This is a genomic window from Chryseobacterium sp. SIMBA_038 (genome assembly GCF_046535115.1).
Taxonomy (GTDB): Bacteria; Bacteroidota; Bacteroidia; order Flavobacteriales; family Weeksellaceae; genus Chryseobacterium.
This window is the reverse complement of the sequence record NZ_JAWRXH010000001.1, coordinates 644246-665947: the sequence shown is the minus strand read 5'-3', so window position 1 is coordinate 665947 and position 21702 is coordinate 644246. Positions and strand designations below refer to the sequence as shown.

Below are 21702 nucleotides of genomic sequence, written 5' to 3'. Positions count from 1 at the left end.
ATGGACACATTAGCACAAAAAGATGGAAGAAACTCAAAGTATTTTGAAATTCAGGAAGACGGAGTTTTTATAAAAAATAATTTTGCAAAAGAAATAAATGAATATAAGGTCTATTTTTCTGATATTCAGGATGATGAAACTGTATTTAGAAAAAAGAAAGATTTTGTATTAATTGGAATAGTCATTTCTATGGTATTTAATTCGATATTGTTAACTATCTTTATTAATGATAGTTATCAACTTTCCTATTCAATAGGCATGATCGTTTTTGTAATTGCATTGTTTCCTACTTTGATTGTAGGTGGTATATGTAATAATGAATTCAGAAAGGAAAATTCTAAAAGTCTTACAGCTTCAAAGCCTATTATTTTTTCTTATGCGAAGAAAGAAATGGAAGAGGTTGATTCTTTTATTCTAAGAATTAAAGAATGCAAGAAAGAGTATTATTTAAAAACCTATTATAAAGTAGATAATTTAATTCCTGCTCATGTACAAATTTCTAGAATTCATTGGCTCTATGAAAATAAATACATTAATGAAAGTGATGCAAAATTTATTTTAGATGAAATTGATAGTAAGAGGATTATAGAAGGTTTATAATTTTAAAATAAGGGCTAAACTAATCAAGTTTAGCCTTTTTTATGCTCTTTATTAACTCCCAATGTTAAATTTTCAATTATTTAAAAATTTTATTTAACTGATAATCAGTATTTTATATTTCAATGTTAACCCAATGTTAACAGCATGTGAATTTAGTATTAATTATTTTTAATACCTTTGGTCAAGAGATACAAAATAAGTTTAATATAATATTTAAAACCAAAGAGTTATGAAAAATAAAATTCAAATATTTATTGCTTCCTTTTTAGTTTGCGGATCTATATCTGTAATGAACACAGCGAAGGCACAAAATACAAATAGTAATGTAATTCAGGAGATTCAATTAAATAAAAGTGATATGCTAAGTGAAGTTAGAAGCGAACTGATTGATAATTTCGACTTCACAAATTATGAATATAAGCAAGGAATTGTAAATTCGGAAGTGAAATTTGAAGTTTCAGAAAACGGAAAAATCATGAACGTTCATTCAACAGGAGATTGTAAAAATGTAAGTAAAGAAATTGAAAACGTTTTAACCAATCTTAAAATAAGTGGTAAAAAATTAAATGAAAATATGACAGCATATACCTATGTAATGCCTGTAACATTAGAAATTGATAGATAGATTAATAAAAGATCTTTTTTAAATAAGCCATACAGATTCTGTGTGGTTTATTTTTTTAATGAAAATCCTGAAAATTTTAAATATAAAATTGTAATAATCGAGTATGAATTTCGTTTTAACTTTAACCAACAAAATTAAAACGATATGAAAAATTTAAAGAAACTTAACAAAGAAGAACTAAAATCAGTGTACGGAGGGCAACCAAAAAAGTATTGCGTGTACTGTGAAAGATTGAATCAGACAGTATGCAGCGAGGTTCCAATTGCTCAATGTCCTTAAAAAACAAAAAACTGCTTAAATTAAGCAGTTTTTTTATGTTGAAAATTTAATCTATTTTTTCGCTTGAGAAATAAAACTCTTTAAATTAGATTGTAAATCATTTTTTCCTCCAAACTTTTCCGAAAAAGTAATATTATCAACTTTCCATCCGCTGTCAAGGGCGTTTATTAAATGTACGGTGTCACTCCAGGTAATTTTTGGAGAAACTTGTGAGTTTTCAAAATCAATGGTAACATCAGCAGCCATACCCAAAGGTTTTGTGCTTTCCATTAATTGAATTGACTTTATTTTGTAAGTCGTATATCCTTCATAAAGACTTGTAAACATCGATCCTTCCATTAATAAAGGCTTATCTGTAGGATGATCACTCTTTTTTACTTTCTCAATATCAGATTTTGAAGTGTTTATTGCTTCCTGAAAAGTTTTTTCAAGCTCAGGCGAGAATAGGTCTTTGGGAATGGGCTTGTTATAAATTGCATCACTCGACTTTCCATAAGTGGAATACAAGGTTTTTACTTTCTGAGTGATCTCGGCATCAGCTCCCAATGCCTTGGGTTTGGGCTCGTTTTTTATACAGCTTGTTAACAGTAGAAAAATACTTAGGTAAAAAAATAATTGCTTCATAATTTGTGTGTTTTCTTTAATTTTTTCGAAAAAAGAATTTCAAAACTTATGCCAACAATCATATACAAAGTACTTTATCTATTTACTACTTCATATTTCTTTTTAAGGTTTAAGAAAAATTTTTCATAGGTTATAAAAGATATCCATGAGATAAAGATCGTGCTAGATAAGATGGTAGAATATAATACAGTATTATATAAAAAACTATTATCTATTTTCGGAATGTATTTCACCAATAAAATAACAATGATCCAGTGATAAAGGTATATTCCGTAAGATATTTTCCCTAAAAATCTTGTAACCTTATTATCAATATTTATGTTGGGATGCTGAACAAGATTATAAATTGAAAAAGCAAAAAGCACGGCATACATTTCATCATTCAAATGATTAGTTCCAAATTTAAAAAACCATAAAATAAAGGGCAGTAAGGTTAAGATTATGGTTAAGAAATTATATTTAAACAAGATTTTATTAATGTATTCTTTATTTCTAAAAAATAAGAAACCAATCAAAGTTCCAAGTCCTAAACAATTGAATTTTGTTCCATAAAAAAATCGACTGATCAGACTGTAAATTTCTTCACTTTTAAAAAAAATTTGATTAATAAACTTTAGACCAAAAGGTAGAAGCGTAAAAAATGCAATTAATGAAATAATATAATGTAAAGCCTTTTTCCTTTTTGAAATAAAGATGAAAAGTAACGGCCAGACAATATAAAACTGTTCTTCAACGCCTATCGACCATATTTGCGGGCTAACATCCCATGTTTCCTTAAGCGCATAAGCTACATTGGGAAATATAAATAATGGCAATAAAATTCTGCTCAAAGAATAATCCGGACTGAAAATAATATAAGACAGAAATAAAACCAAATAATACAAAGGCCAAATCCTTAAAACCCGCCTCATGTAGAAGTTTTTGAGATCTATACCACCACTTTTTTCCTGTTCTGCTAATAACAAATAAGTGATAAGAAAACCGCTGATAACAAAGAAAAGGATTACAGAAAGATGACCGTCAGGATAGATTAGGGTAGGGCTATCAATAAAATTATGAATCCCGTTGTCTTTTTTGATGATTTCCACATGATCCACCACCACAATTGTCGCGGCTAATGCTCTTAATGTATCTAATCCCTTTAAATGTTTCATCATCTATGACCTGATTGACGGCAAATTTAATGTTTATATTTAAAACTAAAGTAATTCCTTTAAACTTGAAATTATTATCACAGCAAATCATAAAAATCAATACATTTGATACTATAAATAAATTCTTGTGAATCCCATTCTAGATGTAGTTGTCCGCTCGCTTTGTGTTTACCTTTTCATGATGGTAGCTATTCGGTTATTTGGTAAAAATCAGCTTTCTCAACTTAATGCTGGAGATGTGGTTTTGTTATTGCTGATTTCCAATGCGGTTCAGAATGCGATGGTAGGGCAGGATACTTCTTTGCAGGGAGGATTAATTGCAGCTTTGGTTCTTTTTGCGGCTAATTTTATTGTAAAAAGATTAATGTTTGCCAACAAATCTTTCAAAAGTTTTATGGAAGCAGATCCTGTAATTTTGGTGAAGGACGGTAAAGTAGATGAAAAAGCTTTAGATGATGTTAAAATAACCATAGATGAACTTGAAGAAGCCGTCCGCGAACACGGTGTTGACGGAATTAAAAATGTAAAATTATCTATTCTTGAAGTTGACGGAAATATCAGCGTAATTTCAGAAGATGAAAAAGATAAGCAGACGCACTATTCCAGAATTAAAAGAAAAAACAAAAGAAAATATCATTAAATACAATGAATTACGAGATACGAGAAATGCTTCCCGATGACGAACCCAAGGTACTGAAGATCTACAAGCAGGGAATAGATGGAGGGATGGCTACTTTTGAAACAGAAGTTCCCAACAGAGAAGTCTGGAATACAGAGTTTTTTAACGACTGCAGATGGGTTTTGGAAAACGAAAATAATGAAGTAGTTGGTTGGTGTGCCTTAAAACATGTAAGTAAAAGAGAATGTTTTAAAGGCGTTGCAGATGTGAGTATTTATTTGGACAATAAATATCAGGGACTAGGTTTAGGTTCAGTTTTGCTTAAAAAGATGATTTTGGACAGCGAAAACCACGGATTCTGGACTTTACAGGCTAATATCTTCCCCGAAAATGAAGCGTCGATCAGATTTCATCAAAAAAACGGTTTCAAAAACGTTGGTCTCCATAAAAAAATCGCAAAATTAAACGGCGAGTGGAAAGATCTTATCTCGTATGAAAGAAGAAGCGAAATAATTTCTTAGATTAGGTTTAAGTCGATAAAATTATAAAGTTTCTTAAAATTTATATAGAATCAAATAATAAAGCGTTATTGGCATCAGACTTGCAAGTTTTCATATCGTAATTTGAAAATAGTTGATTTATGAAAATGCTAACTAAAATAGTAGGATTTTTCTTACTGATTTTTTCTTTTGCTTATTATCAAGCATCACCCCTACAAAAAGGACGTCATCACCGTGGACACGGACCATCGAAACATTATTATCACGGGCCGAGACCGCATTACAGACCTGTTGCTTACAGGCATCACAGACCTGCAAGACATTATTATAAACCCAGACATTATTACAGACCGGTAAGACCTCATAGATATTCTCATCACAGAGAATACAGAAGACATTATGCACCGTCTAGACCGGTAGTTGTTGTAAGATTATAAATAAAAAAGCACTGATAATTTCAGTGCTTTTGTTTTATGTTTAATTTAAAACAATAATTGTATCAATAGGAACGGGCTTTAGCCCGTTTAAAACGAAAAATCATCTTCAAAATGGCTTTAGCCAAAACCTAATATTAATTTCAATTTTTAAAATTAAAATCTAGATTTTTTCGGATTTAAAAAAGTATTAAAGATCATTACTTCCTGTCCAAATTTATTTTCAACGATTTCAGTGATATTTAAAAGCTCACTTTCCATAAAATCATTTCGGACATCATCATTATCGAACATCAAAAGGAGGTTGTAATTTTTTCCGTCTTCGATATAATCGCTATGTACTTCAGAAAGGATATATTTATCTACATCCAGTAGGTTTTCAGTCATTAAAACCAATGTTTCATCCATATAATTTTCCCATTTTTCGATATTATCTTTTGTGCAGTGGAAAGTTATACTTAATACGCTCATATTTTATGAATTTTTAAGATTTTGTTGGTAAATTCTAGGGCAAAAATCGACAAATTTTTCGTAAATTAGCACGTTAATAAAAAATCAAAATAGATAATTTTCAGACTCACAGCTAATGGTCTGAATATCATTATAATAAAATTTGTTTATGCAAAAAGAAGGAGAAAGACTGATTCCTATCAACATTGTTGATGAAATGAAGTCATCTTATATCGATTATTCGATGTCGGTTATCGTGTCAAGAGCGTTACCTGATGTAAGAGATGGCTTGAAACCCGTTCATAGAAGAGTGCTGTATGGTATGTATGGATTAGGGGTTTTTTCTAATAGAAAATATTTGAAATCTGCGAGAATTGTTGGGGATGTTTTAGGTAAATATCACCCGCACGGAGACTCTTCAGTATACGATGCAATGGTAAGAATGGCTCAGCCATGGAGTTTACGTTATCCTCAGGTTGATGGTCAGGGTAACTTTGGTTCAATGGATGGTGACCCGCCTGCAGCAATGCGTTATACGGAAGCAAGATTGAAAAAAATCTCTGATGATATTCTTTCAGATTTAGATAAAGAAACTGTTGATTTCCAGAATAACTTCGATGATAGTTTAACTGAACCTACAGTTATGCCTACAAAAATCCCTAACCTTTTGGTTAACGGAACTTCAGGTATTGCAGTGGGTATGGCAACAAACATGGCTCCTCACAACTTATCTGAGGCTGTAAATGCTATTGGTGCATATATCGACAATAGAGATATTACGATTGACGAATTAATGCAACACATCATAGCTCCCGATTTCCCAACAGGAGGGATTATCTATGGTTATGATGGTGTAAGAGATGCTTTCCATACAGGTAGAGGTAGAGTAGTTCTTAGAGCTAAAGTAAGCTTTGAAGAAGTACATAACAGAAATGCAATTATCGTTACTGAAATTCCTTTCCAGGTTAATAAGGCTGAAATGATTGCCAGAACAGCCGAATTGGTAAAAGACGATAAGATTGTAGGAATCTACGAAATTAGAGATGAGTCAGACAGAAACGGTCTTCGTATCGTTTATGAATTGAAAAATGATGCAATTCCAAATGTTGTTCTGAACTTATTATATAAATATACGTCACTTCAAACATCTTTTAGTGTTAATAATATTGCTTTGGTACATGGTAGACCGGAACAATTGAACTTAAAAGATATCATTCATCACTTCGTTGAGCACAGACATATTGTCATTGTAAGAAGAACTCAGTATGAGCTTAAAAAAGCGAAAGAAAGAGCTCATATCTTAGAAGGATTCATGAAGGTGATCGGAACTCAGGATTCGTTGGATAAAGCGATTGCTATCATCCGTCACAGTGCAAACCCTCAAGGTGCAAAAGAAGGATTGATTCAGGAGTTTGAACTTTCTGATATCCAGGCTCAGGCAATTCTTGATCTTCGTTTAGCTCGTTTAACGGGAATGGAACTTGATAAGATCCGTGATGAGTACGATGCAATCATGAAAGAAATTGCAGATTTAGAAGACATCTTGGCAAATGAACCTAGAAGATTCCAAATCATTAAGGATGAATTAGCTGAGGTTAAAGAAAAATATGGAGATGAAAGAAGAACTGAAATCGATTATTCAGGAGGAGAAATGTCTATTGAAGATATTATTCCGAACGAAGCGGTAGTTCTTACGATTTCTCACGCAGGTTATGTGAAGAGAACATTGCTTTCAGAATATAAAATTCAAAGTAGAGGTGGTGTAGGAAACAAAGCAGCTACAACAAGAGATTCAGATTTCTTGGAGTATATCGTTTCTGCGACCAATCACCAATACATGTTGTTCTTTACTGAAAAAGGTAAATGTTATTGGTTAAGAGTGTTCGAAATTCCTGAAGGGTCTAAAACCGCTAAAGGTAGAGCAGTCCAAAACTTAATTAACATCGAACCGGACGATAAGATCAAAGCATATATCAGAACCAACGATTTGAAAGATGTAGATTACATTAATCAAATGAGCGTTGTAATGATCACTAAAAACGGTACGATCAAGAAAACTTCTCTTGAAGCTTATTCAAGACCGAGAGTAAATGGTATCAACGCTATCGAAATTAGAGAAAATGATCAGTTGTTAAGTGCATATTTAACAAACGGAACTTCTCAGATTATGATCGCTACTAAAAATGGTAAATGTATCCGTTTCCCTGAGGAAAAAGTAAGAGAAGTTGGTAGAGGATCTATCGGAGTTCGTGGTATCACGATGGAAGATAGCGATGAGGTTATTGGTATGATTGTTGTGAACGATGGAGAAAATGAAACGGTTCTTGTAGTCTCTGAAAAAGGATACGGAAAGAGAACTGCAGTAGAAGATTACAGAATTACCAACAGAGGAGGAAAAGGAGTTATTACCTTAAATATTACTGAAAAAACAGGAAATCTGATTGCTATTCAAAACGTAACAGACGACGATGGATTGATGATTATCAATAAATCAGGTGTTGCGATCCGTATGAATATGGATGAAATGAGAGTAATGGGTAGAAATACTCAAGGGGTAAGAATGATTAATCTTAAGAAAAATGACGAAATCGCAGCCATTGCAAAAGTAGCGATGGATAAAGATGTAGAAGAAGATTCTGAAGAAATTCAAGAAGGAAGTGAAATTGTAGCTGATAACCAAGAAGACAATACAGCACCTCAGGTTGAAAATGAAAATCCTACAACCGGGGAAACAGAGAGCTCTGATTCTGAAGAATAAAATTGTACAATTAATATAAAATAGTGATTATGAAGAAACTAATTTTAGGTATGGCTATCGTAGCATCAGCTTTAGTTTTCGGACAAAAAGAAGATGCAAATGCTAAGCTACAGGTTGCTAACAAAGCAGCTATGGATGCATACAGTGCGAAAAACTATACCGTTGCGGCTCCTAAGTTTTTAGAAGTTTATAACTTATTGAAAACGAATGGTCAGGACGATAAAACGTATATGTATTATGCTGGATTAAGCTATGCTTTGGCAAACAACAGTGATGAAGCAATTAAGATCTATACAGAACTTATTAATTCAGGGTATACTGGTGTTCAAACAACATATACTGCAAAAGATAATAAATCAGGACAAGTTACTACTTACGATAAAAGTACTTGGGATTTATTGAAAAAAACCTCTTCAAAAGATTATTCTGATTTCAAAACTGAGCAGACTAAAAGTGTAGAACCGGATTTGTATGAAACTTTGTCAACACTACTTTTAAATGCTAAAAAAAATGACGAAGCGGTAGCTATTATTGAAAAAGGATTGGCTAAATATCCTAATAATGCTAAGTTGAAAGAATATCAGGGAACAGCATATTACCAATCAGGTAATAATGATAAGTTCTTGGCGAATTTGAAAGAACAATTGGCTAAAAATCCTAACGATGCTACAAACTGGTATAATTTAGGAGTTTTACAGTCTAAAGATCCTGCTACAACGGCTGATGCAGAAGCTTCATTCAAAAAAGCAATTGAGCTTAAGCCTGATTTTTCAAATGCATACCAAAACTTAGTTTTAATAACGATTGGAGATGATTCTAAAGCTGTAGAAGAAATTAATGCTCTTAGAAAATCGAAACCGGATGATGCTACTAAATTAATTGAAGCAAGAAAAGCTAGATTTGAAAAAGCGATACCATCTGCAGAAAAATGGTATCAGGCAACACCAAATGATTTAAATGCTGTTTCTACATTGAAAGACATTTATAACATCACAAAAAACCAAGCTAAAGCTGCTGAAATGAAAGCTAAAGAAGCTGAACTTAATGCTAAAGCAAAATAATAATTCAACCTTAAAGGCAGAAATCAAACCGAAACAATTTTGTTTCGGTTTTTTTATGAAAATTTTTCGTATCATTTACATATACCTAAGAAAAAGAATAGTGAACAATCTCTTTTTTCCAATTAAATCAGATCAATAGGAATGGGCTTTAGCCCGTTTTCAATAGAAACATTCAATTCGGCTTTAGCCAAAACTTAAAACACATAAATAAACATAATCATCCGTGTAAATCTGTGAAATCCGTGGGAGAAAAAATCAACACAATTTCTATCATTTCGAAGAAGGAGAAATCTATCTTTTAAGACATCTTTTTTCTTTGCTGAGTAAAAGCCTTTGCGAACGAAAAATATCCCCAATATTTTAAAGAAAACTTAGTGTTCTTTGCATTAAAACTAATTTCATCCAAAATACTTTAAAAGATAAATTTTCATCCAAAAATTCTCATAAACTTTCCAATGATTATCATCAAAAATCAATGTTAAAATTCTCTGTAATTCCGTATCTTTGGGAAAAATTTTTACAAGATGATCGAGTGGAAAACCGTCAAAGAATACGAAGATATTACCTATAAAAAATGTAATGGTGTAGCAAGAATTGCCTTCAATAGACCGGAGCTTCGAAATGCTTTTCGTCCAAAAACTACTTCCGAATTATATGATGCTTTTTATGACGCTTCAGAAGATTCGTCAATAGGCGTTGTTTTGCTTACGGGTGAAGGACCAAGTCCTAAAGATGGAGGTTGGGCTTTCTGTAGTGGAGGAGATCAAAAAGCTAGAGGACATCAGGGTTATGTTGGTGAAGACGGCAGGCATCGTTTAAATATTTTGGAAGTTCAGCGTTTGATCCGTTTTATGCCTAAAGTTGTTATCGCGGTTGTTCCGGGATGGGCTGTGGGTGGCGGACATTCACTTCACGTGGTTTGTGACCTTACTTTAGCGAGTAAAGAACATGCTATTTTCAAGCAGACGGATGCTGATGTTACAAGTTTTGACGGTGGTTACGGTTCTGCTTATTTAGCAAAAATGGTTGGACAGAAAAAAGCTCGTGAAATTTTCTTTTTAGGTAGAAATTACTCTGCTCAGGAAGCGTTGGAAATGGGAATGGTAAATACTGTAATTCCTCACGACGAATTAGAAGATACTGCTTACGAATGGGCTCAGGAAATTTTAGCTAAATCTCCAACTTCTATCAGAATGCTGAAATTCGCGATGAACTTAACAGACGACGGAATGGTTGGTCAGCAGGTTTTTGCAGGCGAAGCAACCCGTTTAGCGTACATGACCGAAGAGGCAAAAGAAGGAAGAAACGCATTCTTAGAAAAAAGAAAACCAGACTTCGGAAAAGATCAATGGATATCTTAACATAAACAATTGGTAATAAGTAATGAGCAATATTGGCATTACTTATTACCAATTACACATTACTTATAAATTATGTCGGATTGGATAAAAGCCGCAAGGCTAAGAACATTACCGCTTTCTTTAAGCGGAATTATCATGGGAGCTTTCATTGCAAAATGGAGGCTTTATGGCGAAGGTGGAATTTGGGACTGGAAAATTTTTGCTTTGGCACTTGTCGTGACTTTGCTGTATCAGGTACTTTCAAACTACGCCAATGATTATGGCGATGGAGTAAAAGGAACGGATGCAAAAAGAGCAACAGAAGCAGAATCGAGAGCAGTAGCTTCAGGAAGAATTACGGCAAAACAAATGAAAAATGCGGTGATTCTTTTCTCAGTTTTATCTTTTGTAGCAACGATTGCACTTTTATACATTGCTTTCATTCCAAAATATATGAATGAGTTTTACATTTTCATAGGATTAGGAGTAGCGAGTATTTTAGCGGCAATTGGCTACACAGTTGGTAAAAAACCTTACGGATATATGGGATTGGGAGATCTTTTCGTATTTATCTTTTTTGGTTTAGTTTCAGTTTGCGGAAGTTATTTTCTGTTTACAAAATCGTTCAGCTGGGATATGTTATTGCCTGGAACAGCAGTCGGAATGATGAGTATGGCAGTTCTTAACCTTAACAATATGAGGGATATAGAAAGCGACAGGTTATCAGGAAAAAATAGCTTTGCATTAAGAATTGGCTTCAAAAATGCAATGATTTATGAGATGATTTTACTACAGCTTCCTTTAATCTTAATTATGATATTTTTAGGATTAAATGGCTTCATTCAGAATCAAAATTATTACGTTTTCATCGTGATGATATTATTAATTCCGTTTGCGAAACTGAGAAGAAAAATCATGGCTGTAAAAGAACCTAAAGAATTAGATCCATTCTTAAAACAAGTTGGAATTCTTACGTTTACAATGGCTGTTCTTACAGCAATTGGACTTAATTTCTTTAAATAAACGTCTAATCTTTGCTAAGTGTTAACGCCTTTGCGAACTTAAAAACATTTAGTTTATAAAAAAAAATCTTAGCGCCCTTTGCGTTTAAATAAAAAACACAAATAACACCAATATTTACACAAATTTTCACTAATATTTTAATTGTGTTATTTGTGAAGAAATTAGTGTTATTTGTGTTTAAAGTTTAAATAAAAATTCAAAAATAAATTAGAAATGAAAATACAATACTTAGGACAAAACTGTTTTTTGTTCAATTATAAAGACAAAACTATTTTGAGTGACCCTTTCTACAACTACAAAAAAGTAGAATCGGGGTTTGATATTTCAGCTCAAAAAATTGATTATATCTTATTAACTCACGCACACGGAGATCATATTGCGGACGTGGAAGAAGTTTTACAATTTCATCCTGATGCTACGATAATCGGAGTTCCGGAAGTTTGTGCGTATTTCAAAACAGCTAAAAATAAAGACGATGTAAACTTAGGAGGATCTGCAAAAATCGACGATCTTAAAATCTCTATGGTAACGGCTCATCACACGAGTTCTTTCCCTGATGGAAGCTATGGAGGTGTTCCTGTAGGATATATTTTCAGATTACCAGAAGGTAAAAACCTTTATATGGCAGGAGATACAGGCGTAATGGCTGATATGGAATTATTCCCGAGACTTTTCGGAAACATCGATCTGTCAATCTTACCAATCGGAAGTCACTACACAATGTGTCCAAGAAAAGCAGCTTTCGCAGCAGCAGAATTATTGAAAACTCCAAAGGTTATCGGATGTCATTTCGATACTTTCCCTGCAATTGAAATTAATCACGAAAGTGCATTAAAGCATTTTGCAGATAAAAATGTAGAACTTGTTTTGCCTAAACTAGGAGAGGAGTTCGAATTTTAAGTAAAGATAAAAGGTAATTTGAAAATGAAGATTGAAATGTTGAAACGTATAGAGACAAAAAAAGATAATTATAAAATTACCTCTGTTCAACTTAAAAATAAAAAAATGGCAAGCTACCTAAATCACACCGCTACGACCAATTACCTTTGCTGCGTTCCCACCCTGGAGGGTTCTCAGGAGCTGGTTGTTTAGGACTTGCCGTTGCAAAGGTAGGAATATTTTATAAACTTCAAAATAAAATCAAAGAAAAATAATCTGAAAAATCCTTTATTGAAGCTAAATTGCTGAAATTTAGACTAATAATTTTTCAAAAAATTTCTAAAAAATTAAACATGACGAAAAGTCCAACTACAATAGGAATTATACTTTTTATAGCCACTATGATCGTTTTTTTCATAGTATATTACTTCTTTTCAGGAATACATTATTTCGATATTTCGCTGAAAGCCAATGCTTTCGTTTTACCAGTTTTATATGCCGGAGCTGCATTTTGGTCAGTAAAAGTGTATTGGAATGATCACCGATTAAATTTCAGACAAGCTTTTAAAAGAGCATTTATCCCGATGTTTATTGGAGGGATTCTTTCAATTTTCAGCATATATTCGTTCTTAAATTTTGTTGATACAGATGCAAAAAAGTTGTTAAATTACCAATATGTTCAAAGACAAAAATCGGAATTGGACAAAGAATATCTGTCTGCCAAGAAGATTTTAAAGCATCAAAAAGATATTGACGAATTAGAACAAAAATATAAAGAAAGACTTCCAAGTTTTACACCGGAAGCTGTGAAAGGAAAAGATATGCTTACGGCAAGTCATTTTTCAGGATATTTTGCGGCAATTCTTATATTTTACGTAGTTTTGTCTTTGTTTTTCGGAGCATTTTTCAGAACAAGAAGTGTTCACGAGGAACCAATAAATCAAGAATAATTTTTATTAAAATTAAATGAATCTATCTATAGTTATTCCGTTACTTAATGAAGAAGACTCTCTGGAAGAGCTTTTTTCGAGGATTGATAATGTTTGTAAAACAAGCAGTTTATCATATGAAATCTGGTTTGTGGATGATGGAAGTACGGATCTATCATGGAATATTATTGAAAATTTGAAGATCCAGCATCCTCAGATTCATGGAATTAAATTTTCCAAAAATTACGGAAAATCTCAGGCGCTTCATGCAGCTTTTGAAAGAACAAACGGAGATGTAATTATCACAATGGATGCTGATTTACAGGATTTTCCGGAAGAAATTCCTGAATTGTACGACATGGTAATTAAAGACAATTACGACATCGTTTCCGGTTGGAAAAAGAAGCGTTTTGATAATGTGATGACGAAAAATGTTCCGTCAAAATTATTCAATGCAGCTGCCCGAAAAGTTTCTGGGGTTGAGCTTCATGATTTCAATTGTGGTTTGAAAGCTTATAAAAAACAGGTAGTAAAAACAATCGATGTGTATGGAGATATGCACCGTTATATTCCTGTTTTGGCTGCCAATGCAGGTTTCAGAAGAATTACTGAAAAAGAAGTTCAGCATCAGGCAAGACCTTACGGAACTTCAAAATTCGGAACAGAAAGATTTATCAGAGGATTTCTGGATTTGGTAACGCTTTGGTTCGTAAGTCGTTTCGGCGGAAGACCAATGCATTTCTTTGGAGCTGTAGGAACAATAATGTTCATTTTAGGTTTTCTTTCTGCAGTTTGGTTAGGTGTTTCAAAATTAATTGATGTTGCAAGAGGAATTTATGGTCATTTAATCACCAATAATCCGTGGTTTTTCATTGCTTTAACGATGATGATTATGGGAACTTTACTGTTTATAGCAGGATTTTTAGGAGAAATGATCATTAGAACGAATAGAGAACATAAAAATTATAATATTGACGAAGTTATTTAGGTAACATATGAGTAAAAAGAGTTGTTTAAACTGCGGTCACACGATTTCCGGTGAGTTTTGTTCTCATTGCGGACAAAAATCCGACACAGCTAGAATAACTCCACATTCTCTTATCAAAAATGATATTTTAGGATCTATTTGGCATGTTGAAGCTAAATTTTTCCATACACTAAAAGATGTTTTGTTCAAACCCGGACAAACAGCGATGGATTACATTTCAGGGAAAAGAATTAAGTATTATAATTTATTTTCCCTGTTGCTTATCCTATTTGGATTCAATGTTTTAGCACTACATTTTTATCTGGATTTAAATCCTCAGGAGATTCCCGCAGACAGCTCAAATATTATGAGTTTTTTCTCAAAATATTCTAAAACAATTTTATTTGCGCTCATCCCAATTTTAGCCTTCAATGCTTTTATTATTTTTAAACGCATGAAGCTGAATTTTGCTGAACATATAATTATTGCATCTGTCAGTCTTTCAGCAATTTTGACGATTTTATTATTAGATGATGTGATTAGTATCATCGGAACATATGATCCTTTGTCGAATATTATTAATATTTTAGATAAAATTTTAGTGTACGGACTGCTTTTATTTCCTGCTTTTACCTATTTTAATGCCTTTAAAAATTCGTATTCAAAATCAGGTTTATTCTGGAGATTGTCTGTATTTTATGTGATATTAGGAATCGAAATTTTTACTATAATTATACTTATATATAAAATATTTTAATAAAAATAATGAAGAATATATTTTATGCAGTTGCTGTTTTTGCTTTAGTTTCTTGCGGAAAAGTATCCCCGAAAGGGAAAATTGAAACTAAAGATATTGATGTTGCAGAATTTGTTAATCTTGAGCTTGAAGGTAAATTTCGAGTTTTCTACGCAAGAGGAACCAAAAATTTTGTTGAAATAGAAACGTATCCGAATGTCGCCAATAATTTAGATGTTGATGTGAAAGATAAAACACTTTTCATCAAAGAAAATAGAGGCACGAAAGGTGTTGATTTCTATAATGTAACGATTTATTCAAAATATAATTTGGAGAAAGTTTCTATCTCAGATTCGGTAGAAATGAACATTTCAAGTGAAATTAAGACCGATAATTTTAGGCTTAATTTAAAAAATAATGCTACTTTTATGGGTTCCGTGAATACGAGAAGAGCAGAAGTAGATATGCAGAACAGAAGCCGTGCAAATTTTCTTGGACTGACAAAAGATGCTGTCATCAAAATCTCTGATACAGCAAGTTTAATCGCTCCTTACTGGAAAATTACCAATCTGAAAATAGACTCCAAAAATGGAAATTATGCAGAAGTAAATGTAAAAGATTCACTAAAAGGACAAATTCAAAATACCGCGAAATTTATTTATTATGATAACCCAATCAGAGCATTTAAAATAGATAAAATGGCAAGGGTTGAGAATAAAAAACTGGATTAATAAGGCTTGAAGAGGGAAGTTGGAGGATGGAAGAATCGAAGCCTTTCAATTTTAAAGATAAACAAAGTATTAATTGATGAGTTTCAAATTTGAAAAATTAATTATTTGGCAAAAATCAATGGAGTTTGGAGAAGATATTTTTAAATTATCTCAAAATTTTCCAAAAGATGAGTCATTTAACTTAACATCACAAATTAGAAGAGCTTCTGATTCTGTTGCACTTAATATTTCTGAAGGAAGTATTTTACAGTCAAAATTAGAATTTAGAAAATTTTTAGGATACTCAATCCGTTCTCTAGCGGAAGTTGTAACTTGTTTATATAAAGCGAAAAATAGAAAATATATTTCAGAAGAAGATTTTAATAAATTATATAATGATAGCTATAATATTATGAATCAAATTATAGCATTTAGAAACAAAATAATAGAATAAAAGGCTGGAAGCCTAAAGCAGAATAATGGAAAACTTCCAGCTCCCAGCTTCAAACTTCCAGCCTAAAAATAACAACTATAAAAGAACAAAATACACATATGACAACATTAGAAAAAGCAAAACTTTGGTTAAGTGACACATTCGATAATGAAACAAGAGACGCTGTTCAATCATTAATTGACAGCAATTCACCTGACTTGGAAGACTCATTTTACAGAGAGTTAGAGTTCGGAACAGGAGGGATGCGTGGAATTATGGGTGTCGGAACCAATCGTTTAAATAAATACACGTTAGGTCAAGCAACACAGGGACTTGCGAATTATATGTTAACGCAGTTTCCTAACGAGGAAATCAAAGTTGCGATCGCTTATGACGTGCGTCACAATTCAAAGGAATTTGGAAAATTAGTTGCTGATGTTTTAACGGCAAACGGAATTAAAGTGCTTCTTTTTAAGGATCACAGACCGACTCCTGAATTGTCTTTCACGGTTCGCGACAAGAAATGTAACGGAGGAATTGTATTAACGGCTTCTCACAATCCACCTGAATATAACGGTTATAAAGTATATTGGAATGACGGAGCTCAAATCGTTCCGCCACATGATGAAGCGATTATCAATGAAGTATATTCTGTAAAATTTGATGAAATTAAATTTGAAGGAAACGATGATTTAATTGAATGGATTGGGCCTGAACAAGATGATGTTTACATCGATGCTTGTATAGAAAATTCTACGTATCAGAACGTTGGAAAAGAAAATTTAAATATTGTTTTTACTTCAATCCACGGAACGACTTATACAACGGTTCCTAAAGCTTTAGAAAAAGCAGGTTTTAAAAAGATCGATCTTGTTAAGGAACAGATGATTCCGAGCGGAAATTTCACAACAGTGGAATCTCCAAATCCTGAAGAGCCTGCAGCATTGGAAATGGCAATGGATTTAGCCAAAATCACTAATGCAGACATCGTTATCGGAACCGATCCTGATGGCGACAGACTAGGAATTGCTGTTAGAAATCTTGACGGAGAAATGCAGTTATTGAATGGTAATCAGACCAATACGATTCTTACATATTACATTTTAAACGAGTGGAGAAAATTAGATAAAATCACAGGTTCTGAATTTATCGGTTCTACGATCGTAACTTCAGATATTTTCTTTGATATTGCTCAGAAATTCGGTGTTCAATGTAAATCTGGACTTACAGGTTTCAAATGGATCGGAAAAATGATTCGTGAAGCAGAAGGAAAAGAAAAATTCATTTGTGGTGGAGAAGAAAGTTTCGGGTTTATGACAGGAGATTTCGTTCGTGATAAAGATTCTTGTGGAAGTATCCTTGTTGCATGTGAGATCGCTGCATGGTGTAAAGCCAATGGCAGAACGATGTATCAATATTTAATCGAGATTTATCAAGAAGTAGGAATGTACTATGAAGGATTGGTAAATCTTGTGAGAAAAGGTAGAGACGGAGCAGAAGAAATTCAGAATATGATGAAGAATTTCCGTGAAAATCCACCAAAAGAATTAGCAGGTTCGTTGGTTGAAGAAGTGAAGGATTTCAAAGAGCAGACTAATTTTGTCGTTTCCAAAAATGAAAAATTAGTGATGAACGAAATTCCAAAGTCTAACGTACTAATTTATTATACTCAGGACGGGACAAAAGTTTGTGTAAGACCTTCAGGTACAGAACCAAAGATTAAGTTTTATATTTCAGTAAAAGACAGCATTAATTCTGAAGCAGATTTTAAGAAAAAACTGGAAAGTTTGGAGGAAAAAATTCAGGAAGTAAAAAAAGATTTGAAACTGGATTAATTTTCCAATATCAGAATTAATGATAAAAAAGAGTTTAGCAATTTTTATTTTGTGTATTTCTTTATTTTCCTGTAAAAAAGAGGTATCAAAAACTTCTGAAATAAAACAGGAAAATGATTCTATTGCAAAAGTAGAAACAAAGGAAGATCTGTACAAACCTATTGATACTGCATGTTCTTCTCAAAATAAAACGGAGGATTATATTATTGCACTTCAATGGTATCAGACAAAAACAGAAAAAGAAATTGCTGAAAACTCACCGGAGCAGAATGATAAATTATACGAAGATTATGTGAAAATTCGTAATAAATACATCGGTTGTCTCAGTAATACTCTTGGTGATGTTTTGGAAAAATATGTCAATTATTATGATTCTGAAAGCGAAAGCTACAAGTTTCCTGAAAACATAAAGAAACTTACAGCCGAGTTTAAAAAAGGAGGTCTTGAATTCAGAGAAGTAGGAGAAGGGTACACCGAAATTTGGTCTAAACCGGATCATTATTTTTCTGTTTTTAAAAATAAAGTAACTCCTGATTATGAAGCATATGTCTCTCAGACTGCAAAAGAAAATGAAGGAAATTATGCTGCCGATGCAGGTTTAATAATTACATGGAAAGAATTGGGCGACCGATTGATTTTTTGGGAGAATTTTATTAATAAATATCCTAAAAGTCCTTTAATTTCCAGAGTGAAAGAGGATTATAATAATTATCTGTACGATTATCTGTTTGGAATGGACAATACACCGACTTATGAAAATTCAGACGGAAAATTGTACGATGAAAACCGGGCAGAATTCAATAGAATGATTAAAAAGTATCCAAATTCGTATATTGCAAAAAAAGCACAGGAACTTTTGAATCTATTTGATTCTAAAACTCCGACAGAACAAATTCGTGAGAAAATAAATATCGAGAGAAAATATTAGTAAATTTTAAATAAAAATAAAGTGAAAGTTTCAAAATTAGCGGCGAACCTGATTGGTTCTGAAATTGTAAAAATTGGTAATGAAGTAAATGATTTAAAGGCAAAAGGAGCGGAAATAGCCAATCTTACCATTGGTGACCTGAATTCTAATATCTACCCGATACCTGCAAAGTTGAAGGAAGAAGTTCAGAAAGCATATCAGAACAATCTGACAAATTATCCGCCGGCAAATGGACTTTTATCTTTAAGAAATGAAGTTTCTAAAGACTTGAAAACGAGATGGAATCTTGATTATTCTGCAAATGATATTTTGATCACGGCAGGTTCAAGACCTTTGATCTATGCGGTTTACAAAACGATCGTAGACGAAGGTGATAAAGTGGTTTACCCAACACCATCTTGGAACAACAATCACTATGCTTACCTTACTTCGGCTGACGCTATTGAGGTAAAAACGACTCAGGAAAATAACTTTCTTCCGACTGCGGACGATTTAAGACCACACTTGGAAGGAGCAGTTTTGGTAGCTCTTTGTTCACCATTGAACCCTACAGGAACAATGTTTACAGAAGAACAGCTTTCTGAAATCTGTGAATTAATTTTAGCTGAAAACAAAAAAAGAGGTGAAGACGAAAAGCCGTTATATTTAATGTATGACCAAATTTATTCTAACCTAACTTTTGGAGCAAAACATTTCGATCCAGTTTCTCTTTTCCCTGAAATGAGAGAATATACAATCTATATCGACGGTATTTCTAAGTGCTTGGCAGCAACTGGAGTTCGTGTTGGTTGGGGATTTGGTCCGGCTCATATTATTGATAAAATGAAGGCTCTTCTGACTCACGTTGGAGCTTGGGCACCAAAACCGGAGCAGGAAGCTACTGCAAAATATTTCGAAAATCCAGACGATGTTAATACTTTCGTTGATGATTTCAAAGGTAAGCTTGAAGCGAGTTTAAAAGTTCTTCACCAGGGAATCCAAGATCTAAAAGGAAAAGGATTGGCTGTTGAAAGTATCGAGCCAATGGGTGCGCTTTACCTTACCATCAAATTAGATTATATCGGAAAAACAAAACCTGACGGAACTATTATCGAAAATTCTTCAGACTTAGTATTTTATCTAATTAATGAAGCTGGAGTTGCATTAGTGCCGTTTTCAGCGTTCGGAGAAGAAAAATCTGAGCCTTGGTTCCGTGCTTCTGTTGGAGGATTGCCTATCGAAGAAATTTCAGGTATGATGCCTAAATTGGAAAATGCTTTAAACAAATTAAAGTAATTTCATATAAATAATGAATGCTTCGACTAAGCTTAGCATGACAAATCTAATACTATCTGCTTTTTAATAGCATATTTTTAGCGATGTCATGCTGAGCGGAGTCGAAGCATTTTGATAATTAGCAATCAGAATCAGCAGATTATTAATGAAATTTCAAAAAAAATCTTTTTTAGAAACTAAACTCCTCAGCTATTCAACATTGGGAATTATTGTTTTGGTAATTCTAAGTGTTTGGCTTTCAGGAGCAGGTTCTCATAGATCTTTATTTCTAAATTCTATTTTGTCAACTTCAATTTTAGCTGGTGCATTTTTTCTGTTCATCAGTTTGGGATTGTATTATGGATTGAAATTAAAAGATAATGTTGGAAATGTTTTAAATCATGAAAGAATAAAAAAGGTTTCAGACAAAACACCAACAATTGATGGTTTTGACTTCGATCCTCCTGATATTGGAGACGGAATTGGAGGAATAATAGTTTCAATCATTGTTTGGTTCGTGTTTTCAATTATTATTACATTTTTATTTTATATTCTTGGAGTTTTCTTTTGGGCTGTAATTTTATTATTCATAGCAATGTTATATTGGATTTTTTTCCGAGCTTTACGTTTGGTATTTAAAAATTCAAGGCATTGTAAAGGAGATTTATTAAAAAGTTTAGCATTTGGATTTTTTTATTCATTTCTTTACATTTCATGGATTTATGGAATTATCTTTTTAACTAATTATTTAAATTAAAAGAAACTCATAATTAACAACTTATAACGATTTTACCTTATGAAAATCATCGCTGTTATTCCTGCACGTTACGAAGCAAGCCGTTTTCCGGGAAAATTAATGCAGATTTTAGGAGAAAAAACTGTAATTACAACAACGTACAAAAATGTTGTTGAAACAGGTTTGTTCGACGAAGTTTTTGTTGCTACAGATTCTGAAATTATTTTTAATGAAATTGAAAATAATGGCGGAAAAGCTGTCATGACAGGACAACACGAAACAGGAAGTGATAGAATTGCAGAAGCTGTACAAAATATTGATTGTGATATCGTTATCAACGTTCAGGGTGACGAACCATTCCTTAAATTAGACCCTTTAAAACAATTAATTGAAGTTTTTAAAGAAGATGAAAATCAGGAAATTTCTTTAGCTTCATTAAAAATACAACTGACTGAAAAAGAAGAGATTGAAAATCCAAATAATGTAAAAGTTATTACAGATAACAGTGGTTTTGCCTTGTATTTCAGTCGTTCCGTGATTCCTTTTCACAGAGAAATTTCTTATGATGTAAGTTATTTTAAACATATTGGAGTGTACGCTTTCAGAAAACATGCTTTACTTCAATTTTCAAAATTAGAAATGAAGCCGTTGGAAATATCAGAAAAGATAGAATGCATCCGTTATTTAGAATATGGTATGAAAATCAAGATGATAGAAACAAATTTTGTCGGAGTTGGAATTGATACACCCGAAGATCTTGAGAAAGCCAGAAAAATAATATCAGAATAATTGGTAAATTACTAGATTGATACACGGGTAAATTATTTA

At 32.7% G+C, this 21702-nt stretch carries 24 protein-coding genes and 1 other RNA gene; 21 read left to right on the top strand and 4 right to left on the bottom strand.

Features of this window, described 5'->3' with window-relative positions; genetic code table 11:
- The 3 genes from SB689_RS03060 (at position 1) to SB689_RS03050 (ending at position 1504) form a co-directional block, all read left to right on the top strand.
- Entirely contained in the window at positions 1-600 is a 600-nt protein-coding gene (locus SB689_RS03060) for a hypothetical protein (RefSeq protein ID WP_410690665.1), read from the top strand.
- A 229-nt stretch (positions 601-829) separates the two neighbouring features.
- Positions 830-1225: a hypothetical protein gene (locus tag SB689_RS03055; RefSeq protein ID WP_410690664.1), complete on the top strand. Its 396-nt coding sequence runs from the start codon at positions 830-832 to the stop codon at positions 1223-1225.
- A 144-nt stretch (positions 1226-1369) separates the two neighbouring features.
- A complete protein-coding gene (locus tag SB689_RS03050; protein ID WP_082891208.1) occupies positions 1370-1504 on the top strand; it encodes a bacteriocin-like protein in 135 nt (44 codons plus the stop codon).
- A gap of 51 nt (positions 1505-1555) precedes the next feature.
- Here SB689_RS03050 and SB689_RS03045 read toward each other — a convergent pair whose 3' ends face one another.
- A complete protein-coding gene (locus SB689_RS03045; RefSeq protein WP_410690662.1) occupies positions 1556-2128 on the bottom strand; it encodes a hypothetical protein in 573 nt (190 codons plus the stop codon).
- 74 nt (positions 2129-2202) lie between these two features.
- Positions 2203-3285 (bottom strand): acyltransferase family protein, encoded by a 1083-nt coding sequence (locus SB689_RS03040; protein ID WP_410690661.1) that lies wholly within the window; start codon positions 3283-3285, stop codon positions 2203-2205.
- A gap of 124 nt (positions 3286-3409) precedes the next feature.
- Here SB689_RS03040 and SB689_RS03035 point away from each other — a divergent pair, with 124 nt between their 5' ends.
- From SB689_RS03035 to SB689_RS03025, 3 genes are all read left to right on the top strand, one after another.
- Positions 3410-3922: a DUF421 domain-containing protein gene (locus tag SB689_RS03035; RefSeq protein WP_410690660.1), complete on the top strand. Its 513-nt coding sequence runs from the start codon at positions 3410-3412 to the stop codon at positions 3920-3922.
- A 5-nt stretch (positions 3923-3927) separates the two neighbouring features.
- On the top strand, positions 3928-4422 hold the full coding sequence (locus SB689_RS03030) for a GNAT family N-acetyltransferase (RefSeq protein ID WP_410690659.1): 495 nt from the start codon (positions 3928-3930) through the stop codon (positions 4420-4422).
- A gap of 119 nt (positions 4423-4541) precedes the next feature.
- Positions 4542-4838, top strand: coding sequence for a hypothetical protein (locus SB689_RS03025; protein WP_410690658.1), 297 nt, complete (start codon positions 4542-4544; stop codon positions 4836-4838).
- Between the two features lie 153 nt (positions 4839-4991).
- On the opposite strand, the gene SB689_RS03020 is transcribed toward SB689_RS03025, so the two are convergent.
- Positions 4992-5306 (bottom strand): DUF4286 family protein, encoded by a 315-nt coding sequence (locus SB689_RS03020; RefSeq protein WP_410690657.1) that lies wholly within the window; start codon positions 5304-5306, stop codon positions 4992-4994.
- A 148-nt stretch (positions 5307-5454) separates the two neighbouring features.
- Here SB689_RS03020 and gyrA point away from each other — a divergent pair, with 148 nt between their 5' ends.
- The 5 genes from gyrA to SB689_RS02995 all read left to right on the top strand — a co-directional run bounded on the left by gyrA (position 5455) and on the right by SB689_RS02995 (position 12367).
- Positions 5455-8043, top strand: coding sequence for a DNA gyrase subunit A (gene gyrA, locus SB689_RS03015; protein WP_410690655.1), 2589 nt, complete (start codon positions 5455-5457; stop codon positions 8041-8043).
- Between the two features lie 29 nt (positions 8044-8072).
- Complete coding sequence (locus SB689_RS03010) at positions 8073-9104, top strand: tetratricopeptide repeat protein (protein ID WP_410690654.1); 1032 nt, start codon at positions 8073-8075, stop codon at positions 9102-9104.
- A 524-nt stretch (positions 9105-9628) separates the two neighbouring features.
- The gene (locus SB689_RS03005; RefSeq protein ID WP_410690653.1) at positions 9629-10465 is read left to right on the top strand and encodes a 1,4-dihydroxy-2-naphthoyl-CoA synthase; all 837 of its coding nucleotides are present in this window, start codon (positions 9629-9631) and stop codon (positions 10463-10465) included.
- Between the two features lie 72 nt (positions 10466-10537).
- Complete coding sequence (gene menA, locus SB689_RS03000) at positions 10538-11467, top strand: 1,4-dihydroxy-2-naphthoate octaprenyltransferase (protein WP_410690652.1); 930 nt, start codon at positions 10538-10540, stop codon at positions 11465-11467.
- A 213-nt stretch (positions 11468-11680) separates the two neighbouring features.
- Positions 11681-12367, top strand: coding sequence for a metal-dependent hydrolase (locus SB689_RS02995; protein WP_410690651.1), 687 nt, complete (start codon positions 11681-11683; stop codon positions 12365-12367).
- Positions 12368-12470: 103 nt separating this feature from the next.
- On the opposite strand, the gene ffs is transcribed toward SB689_RS02995, so the two are convergent.
- An RNA gene (gene ffs / locus SB689_RS02990) (signal recognition particle sRNA small type) lies at positions 12471-12568 on the bottom strand.
- A 131-nt stretch (positions 12569-12699) separates the two neighbouring features.
- Here ffs and SB689_RS02985 point away from each other — a divergent pair.
- The 10 genes from SB689_RS02985 (at position 12700) to kdsB (ending at position 21663) form a co-directional block, all read left to right on the top strand.
- Complete coding sequence (locus SB689_RS02985) at positions 12700-13296, top strand: DUF4199 domain-containing protein (protein ID WP_410690650.1); 597 nt, start codon at positions 12700-12702, stop codon at positions 13294-13296.
- A gap of 16 nt (positions 13297-13312) precedes the next feature.
- Positions 13313-14263, top strand: a complete 951-nt coding sequence (locus SB689_RS02980) for a glycosyltransferase family 2 protein (RefSeq protein ID WP_066758222.1) — start codon at positions 13313-13315, stop codon at positions 14261-14263.
- Between the two features lie 7 nt (positions 14264-14270).
- Entirely contained in the window at positions 14271-14999 is a 729-nt protein-coding gene (locus SB689_RS02975) for a DUF3667 domain-containing protein (RefSeq protein WP_410690649.1), read from the top strand.
- 8 nt (positions 15000-15007) lie between these two features.
- On the top strand, positions 15008-15709 hold the full coding sequence (locus SB689_RS02970) for a GIN domain-containing protein (RefSeq protein ID WP_410690648.1): 702 nt from the start codon (positions 15008-15010) through the stop codon (positions 15707-15709).
- 76 nt (positions 15710-15785) lie between these two features.
- Positions 15786-16142: a four helix bundle protein gene (locus tag SB689_RS02965; protein ID WP_066758231.1), complete on the top strand. Its 357-nt coding sequence runs from the start codon at positions 15786-15788 to the stop codon at positions 16140-16142.
- Positions 16143-16240: 98 nt separating this feature from the next.
- Positions 16241-17956: a phospho-sugar mutase gene (locus tag SB689_RS02960; protein WP_410690647.1), complete on the top strand. Its 1716-nt coding sequence runs from the start codon at positions 16241-16243 to the stop codon at positions 17954-17956.
- 19 nt (positions 17957-17975) lie between these two features.
- Positions 17976-18884, top strand: a complete 909-nt coding sequence (locus SB689_RS02955) for a hypothetical protein (RefSeq protein WP_410690646.1) — start codon at positions 17976-17978, stop codon at positions 18882-18884.
- Positions 18885-18905: 21 nt separating this feature from the next.
- A complete protein-coding gene (locus SB689_RS02950; protein WP_410690645.1) occupies positions 18906-20159 on the top strand; it encodes a pyridoxal phosphate-dependent aminotransferase in 1254 nt (417 codons plus the stop codon).
- Between the two features lie 145 nt (positions 20160-20304).
- Complete coding sequence (locus tag SB689_RS02945) at positions 20305-20895, top strand: hypothetical protein (RefSeq protein ID WP_410690644.1); 591 nt, start codon at positions 20305-20307, stop codon at positions 20893-20895.
- Positions 20896-20934: 39 nt separating this feature from the next.
- On the top strand, positions 20935-21663 hold the full coding sequence (kdsB, locus tag SB689_RS02940) for a 3-deoxy-manno-octulosonate cytidylyltransferase (protein ID WP_410690642.1): 729 nt from the start codon (positions 20935-20937) through the stop codon (positions 21661-21663).
- Positions 21664-21702 lie beyond the last annotated feature (39 nt).

Coding starts and splice junctions, on each gene's coding strand:
- SB689_RS02985 (WP_410690650.1), top strand. CDS start 12,700: ATGACGAAAAGTCCAACTACAATAGGAATTATACTTTTTATAGCCACT.
- gyrA (WP_410690655.1), top strand. CDS start 5,455: ATGCAAAAAGAAGGAGAAAGACTGATTCCTATCAACATTGTTGATGAA.
- SB689_RS02975 (WP_410690649.1), top strand. CDS start 14,271: ATGAGTAAAAAGAGTTGTTTAAACTGCGGTCACACGATTTCCGGTGAG.
- SB689_RS02965 (WP_066758231.1), top strand. CDS start 15,786: ATGAGTTTCAAATTTGAAAAATTAATTATTTGGCAAAAATCAATGGAG.
- SB689_RS03040 (WP_410690661.1), bottom strand. CDS start 3,285: ATGATGAAACATTTAAAGGGATTAGATACATTAAGAGCATTAGCCGCG.
- SB689_RS03030 (WP_410690659.1), top strand. CDS start 3,928: ATGAATTACGAGATACGAGAAATGCTTCCCGATGACGAACCCAAGGTA.
- SB689_RS03060 (WP_410690665.1), top strand. CDS start 1: ATGGACACATTAGCACAAAAAGATGGAAGAAACTCAAAGTATTTTGAA.
- SB689_RS03055 (WP_410690664.1), top strand. CDS start 830: ATGAAAAATAAAATTCAAATATTTATTGCTTCCTTTTTAGTTTGCGGA.
- SB689_RS02995 (WP_410690651.1), top strand. CDS start 11,681: ATGAAAATACAATACTTAGGACAAAACTGTTTTTTGTTCAATTATAAA.
- SB689_RS03005 (WP_410690653.1), top strand. CDS start 9,629: ATGATCGAGTGGAAAACCGTCAAAGAATACGAAGATATTACCTATAAA.
- SB689_RS02960 (WP_410690647.1), top strand. CDS start 16,241: ATGACAACATTAGAAAAAGCAAAACTTTGGTTAAGTGACACATTCGAT.
- SB689_RS02980 (WP_066758222.1), top strand. CDS start 13,313: ATGAATCTATCTATAGTTATTCCGTTACTTAATGAAGAAGACTCTCTG.
- SB689_RS03010 (WP_410690654.1), top strand. CDS start 8,073: ATGAAGAAACTAATTTTAGGTATGGCTATCGTAGCATCAGCTTTAGTT.
- SB689_RS03020 (WP_410690657.1), bottom strand. CDS start 5,306: ATGAGCGTATTAAGTATAACTTTCCACTGCACAAAAGATAATATCGAA.
- SB689_RS03025 (WP_410690658.1), top strand. CDS start 4,542: ATGAAAATGCTAACTAAAATAGTAGGATTTTTCTTACTGATTTTTTCT.
- SB689_RS02945 (WP_410690644.1), top strand. CDS start 20,305: ATGAAATTTCAAAAAAAATCTTTTTTAGAAACTAAACTCCTCAGCTAT.
- kdsB (WP_410690642.1), top strand. CDS start 20,935: ATGAAAATCATCGCTGTTATTCCTGCACGTTACGAAGCAAGCCGTTTT.
- SB689_RS03045 (WP_410690662.1), bottom strand. CDS start 2,128: ATGAAGCAATTATTTTTTTACCTAAGTATTTTTCTACTGTTAACAAGC.
- SB689_RS02955 (WP_410690646.1), top strand. CDS start 17,976: ATGATAAAAAAGAGTTTAGCAATTTTTATTTTGTGTATTTCTTTATTT.
- menA (WP_410690652.1), top strand. CDS start 10,538: ATGTCGGATTGGATAAAAGCCGCAAGGCTAAGAACATTACCGCTTTCT.
- SB689_RS03050 (WP_082891208.1), top strand. CDS start 1,370: ATGAAAAATTTAAAGAAACTTAACAAAGAAGAACTAAAATCAGTGTAC.
- SB689_RS02970 (WP_410690648.1), top strand. CDS start 15,008: ATGAAGAATATATTTTATGCAGTTGCTGTTTTTGCTTTAGTTTCTTGC.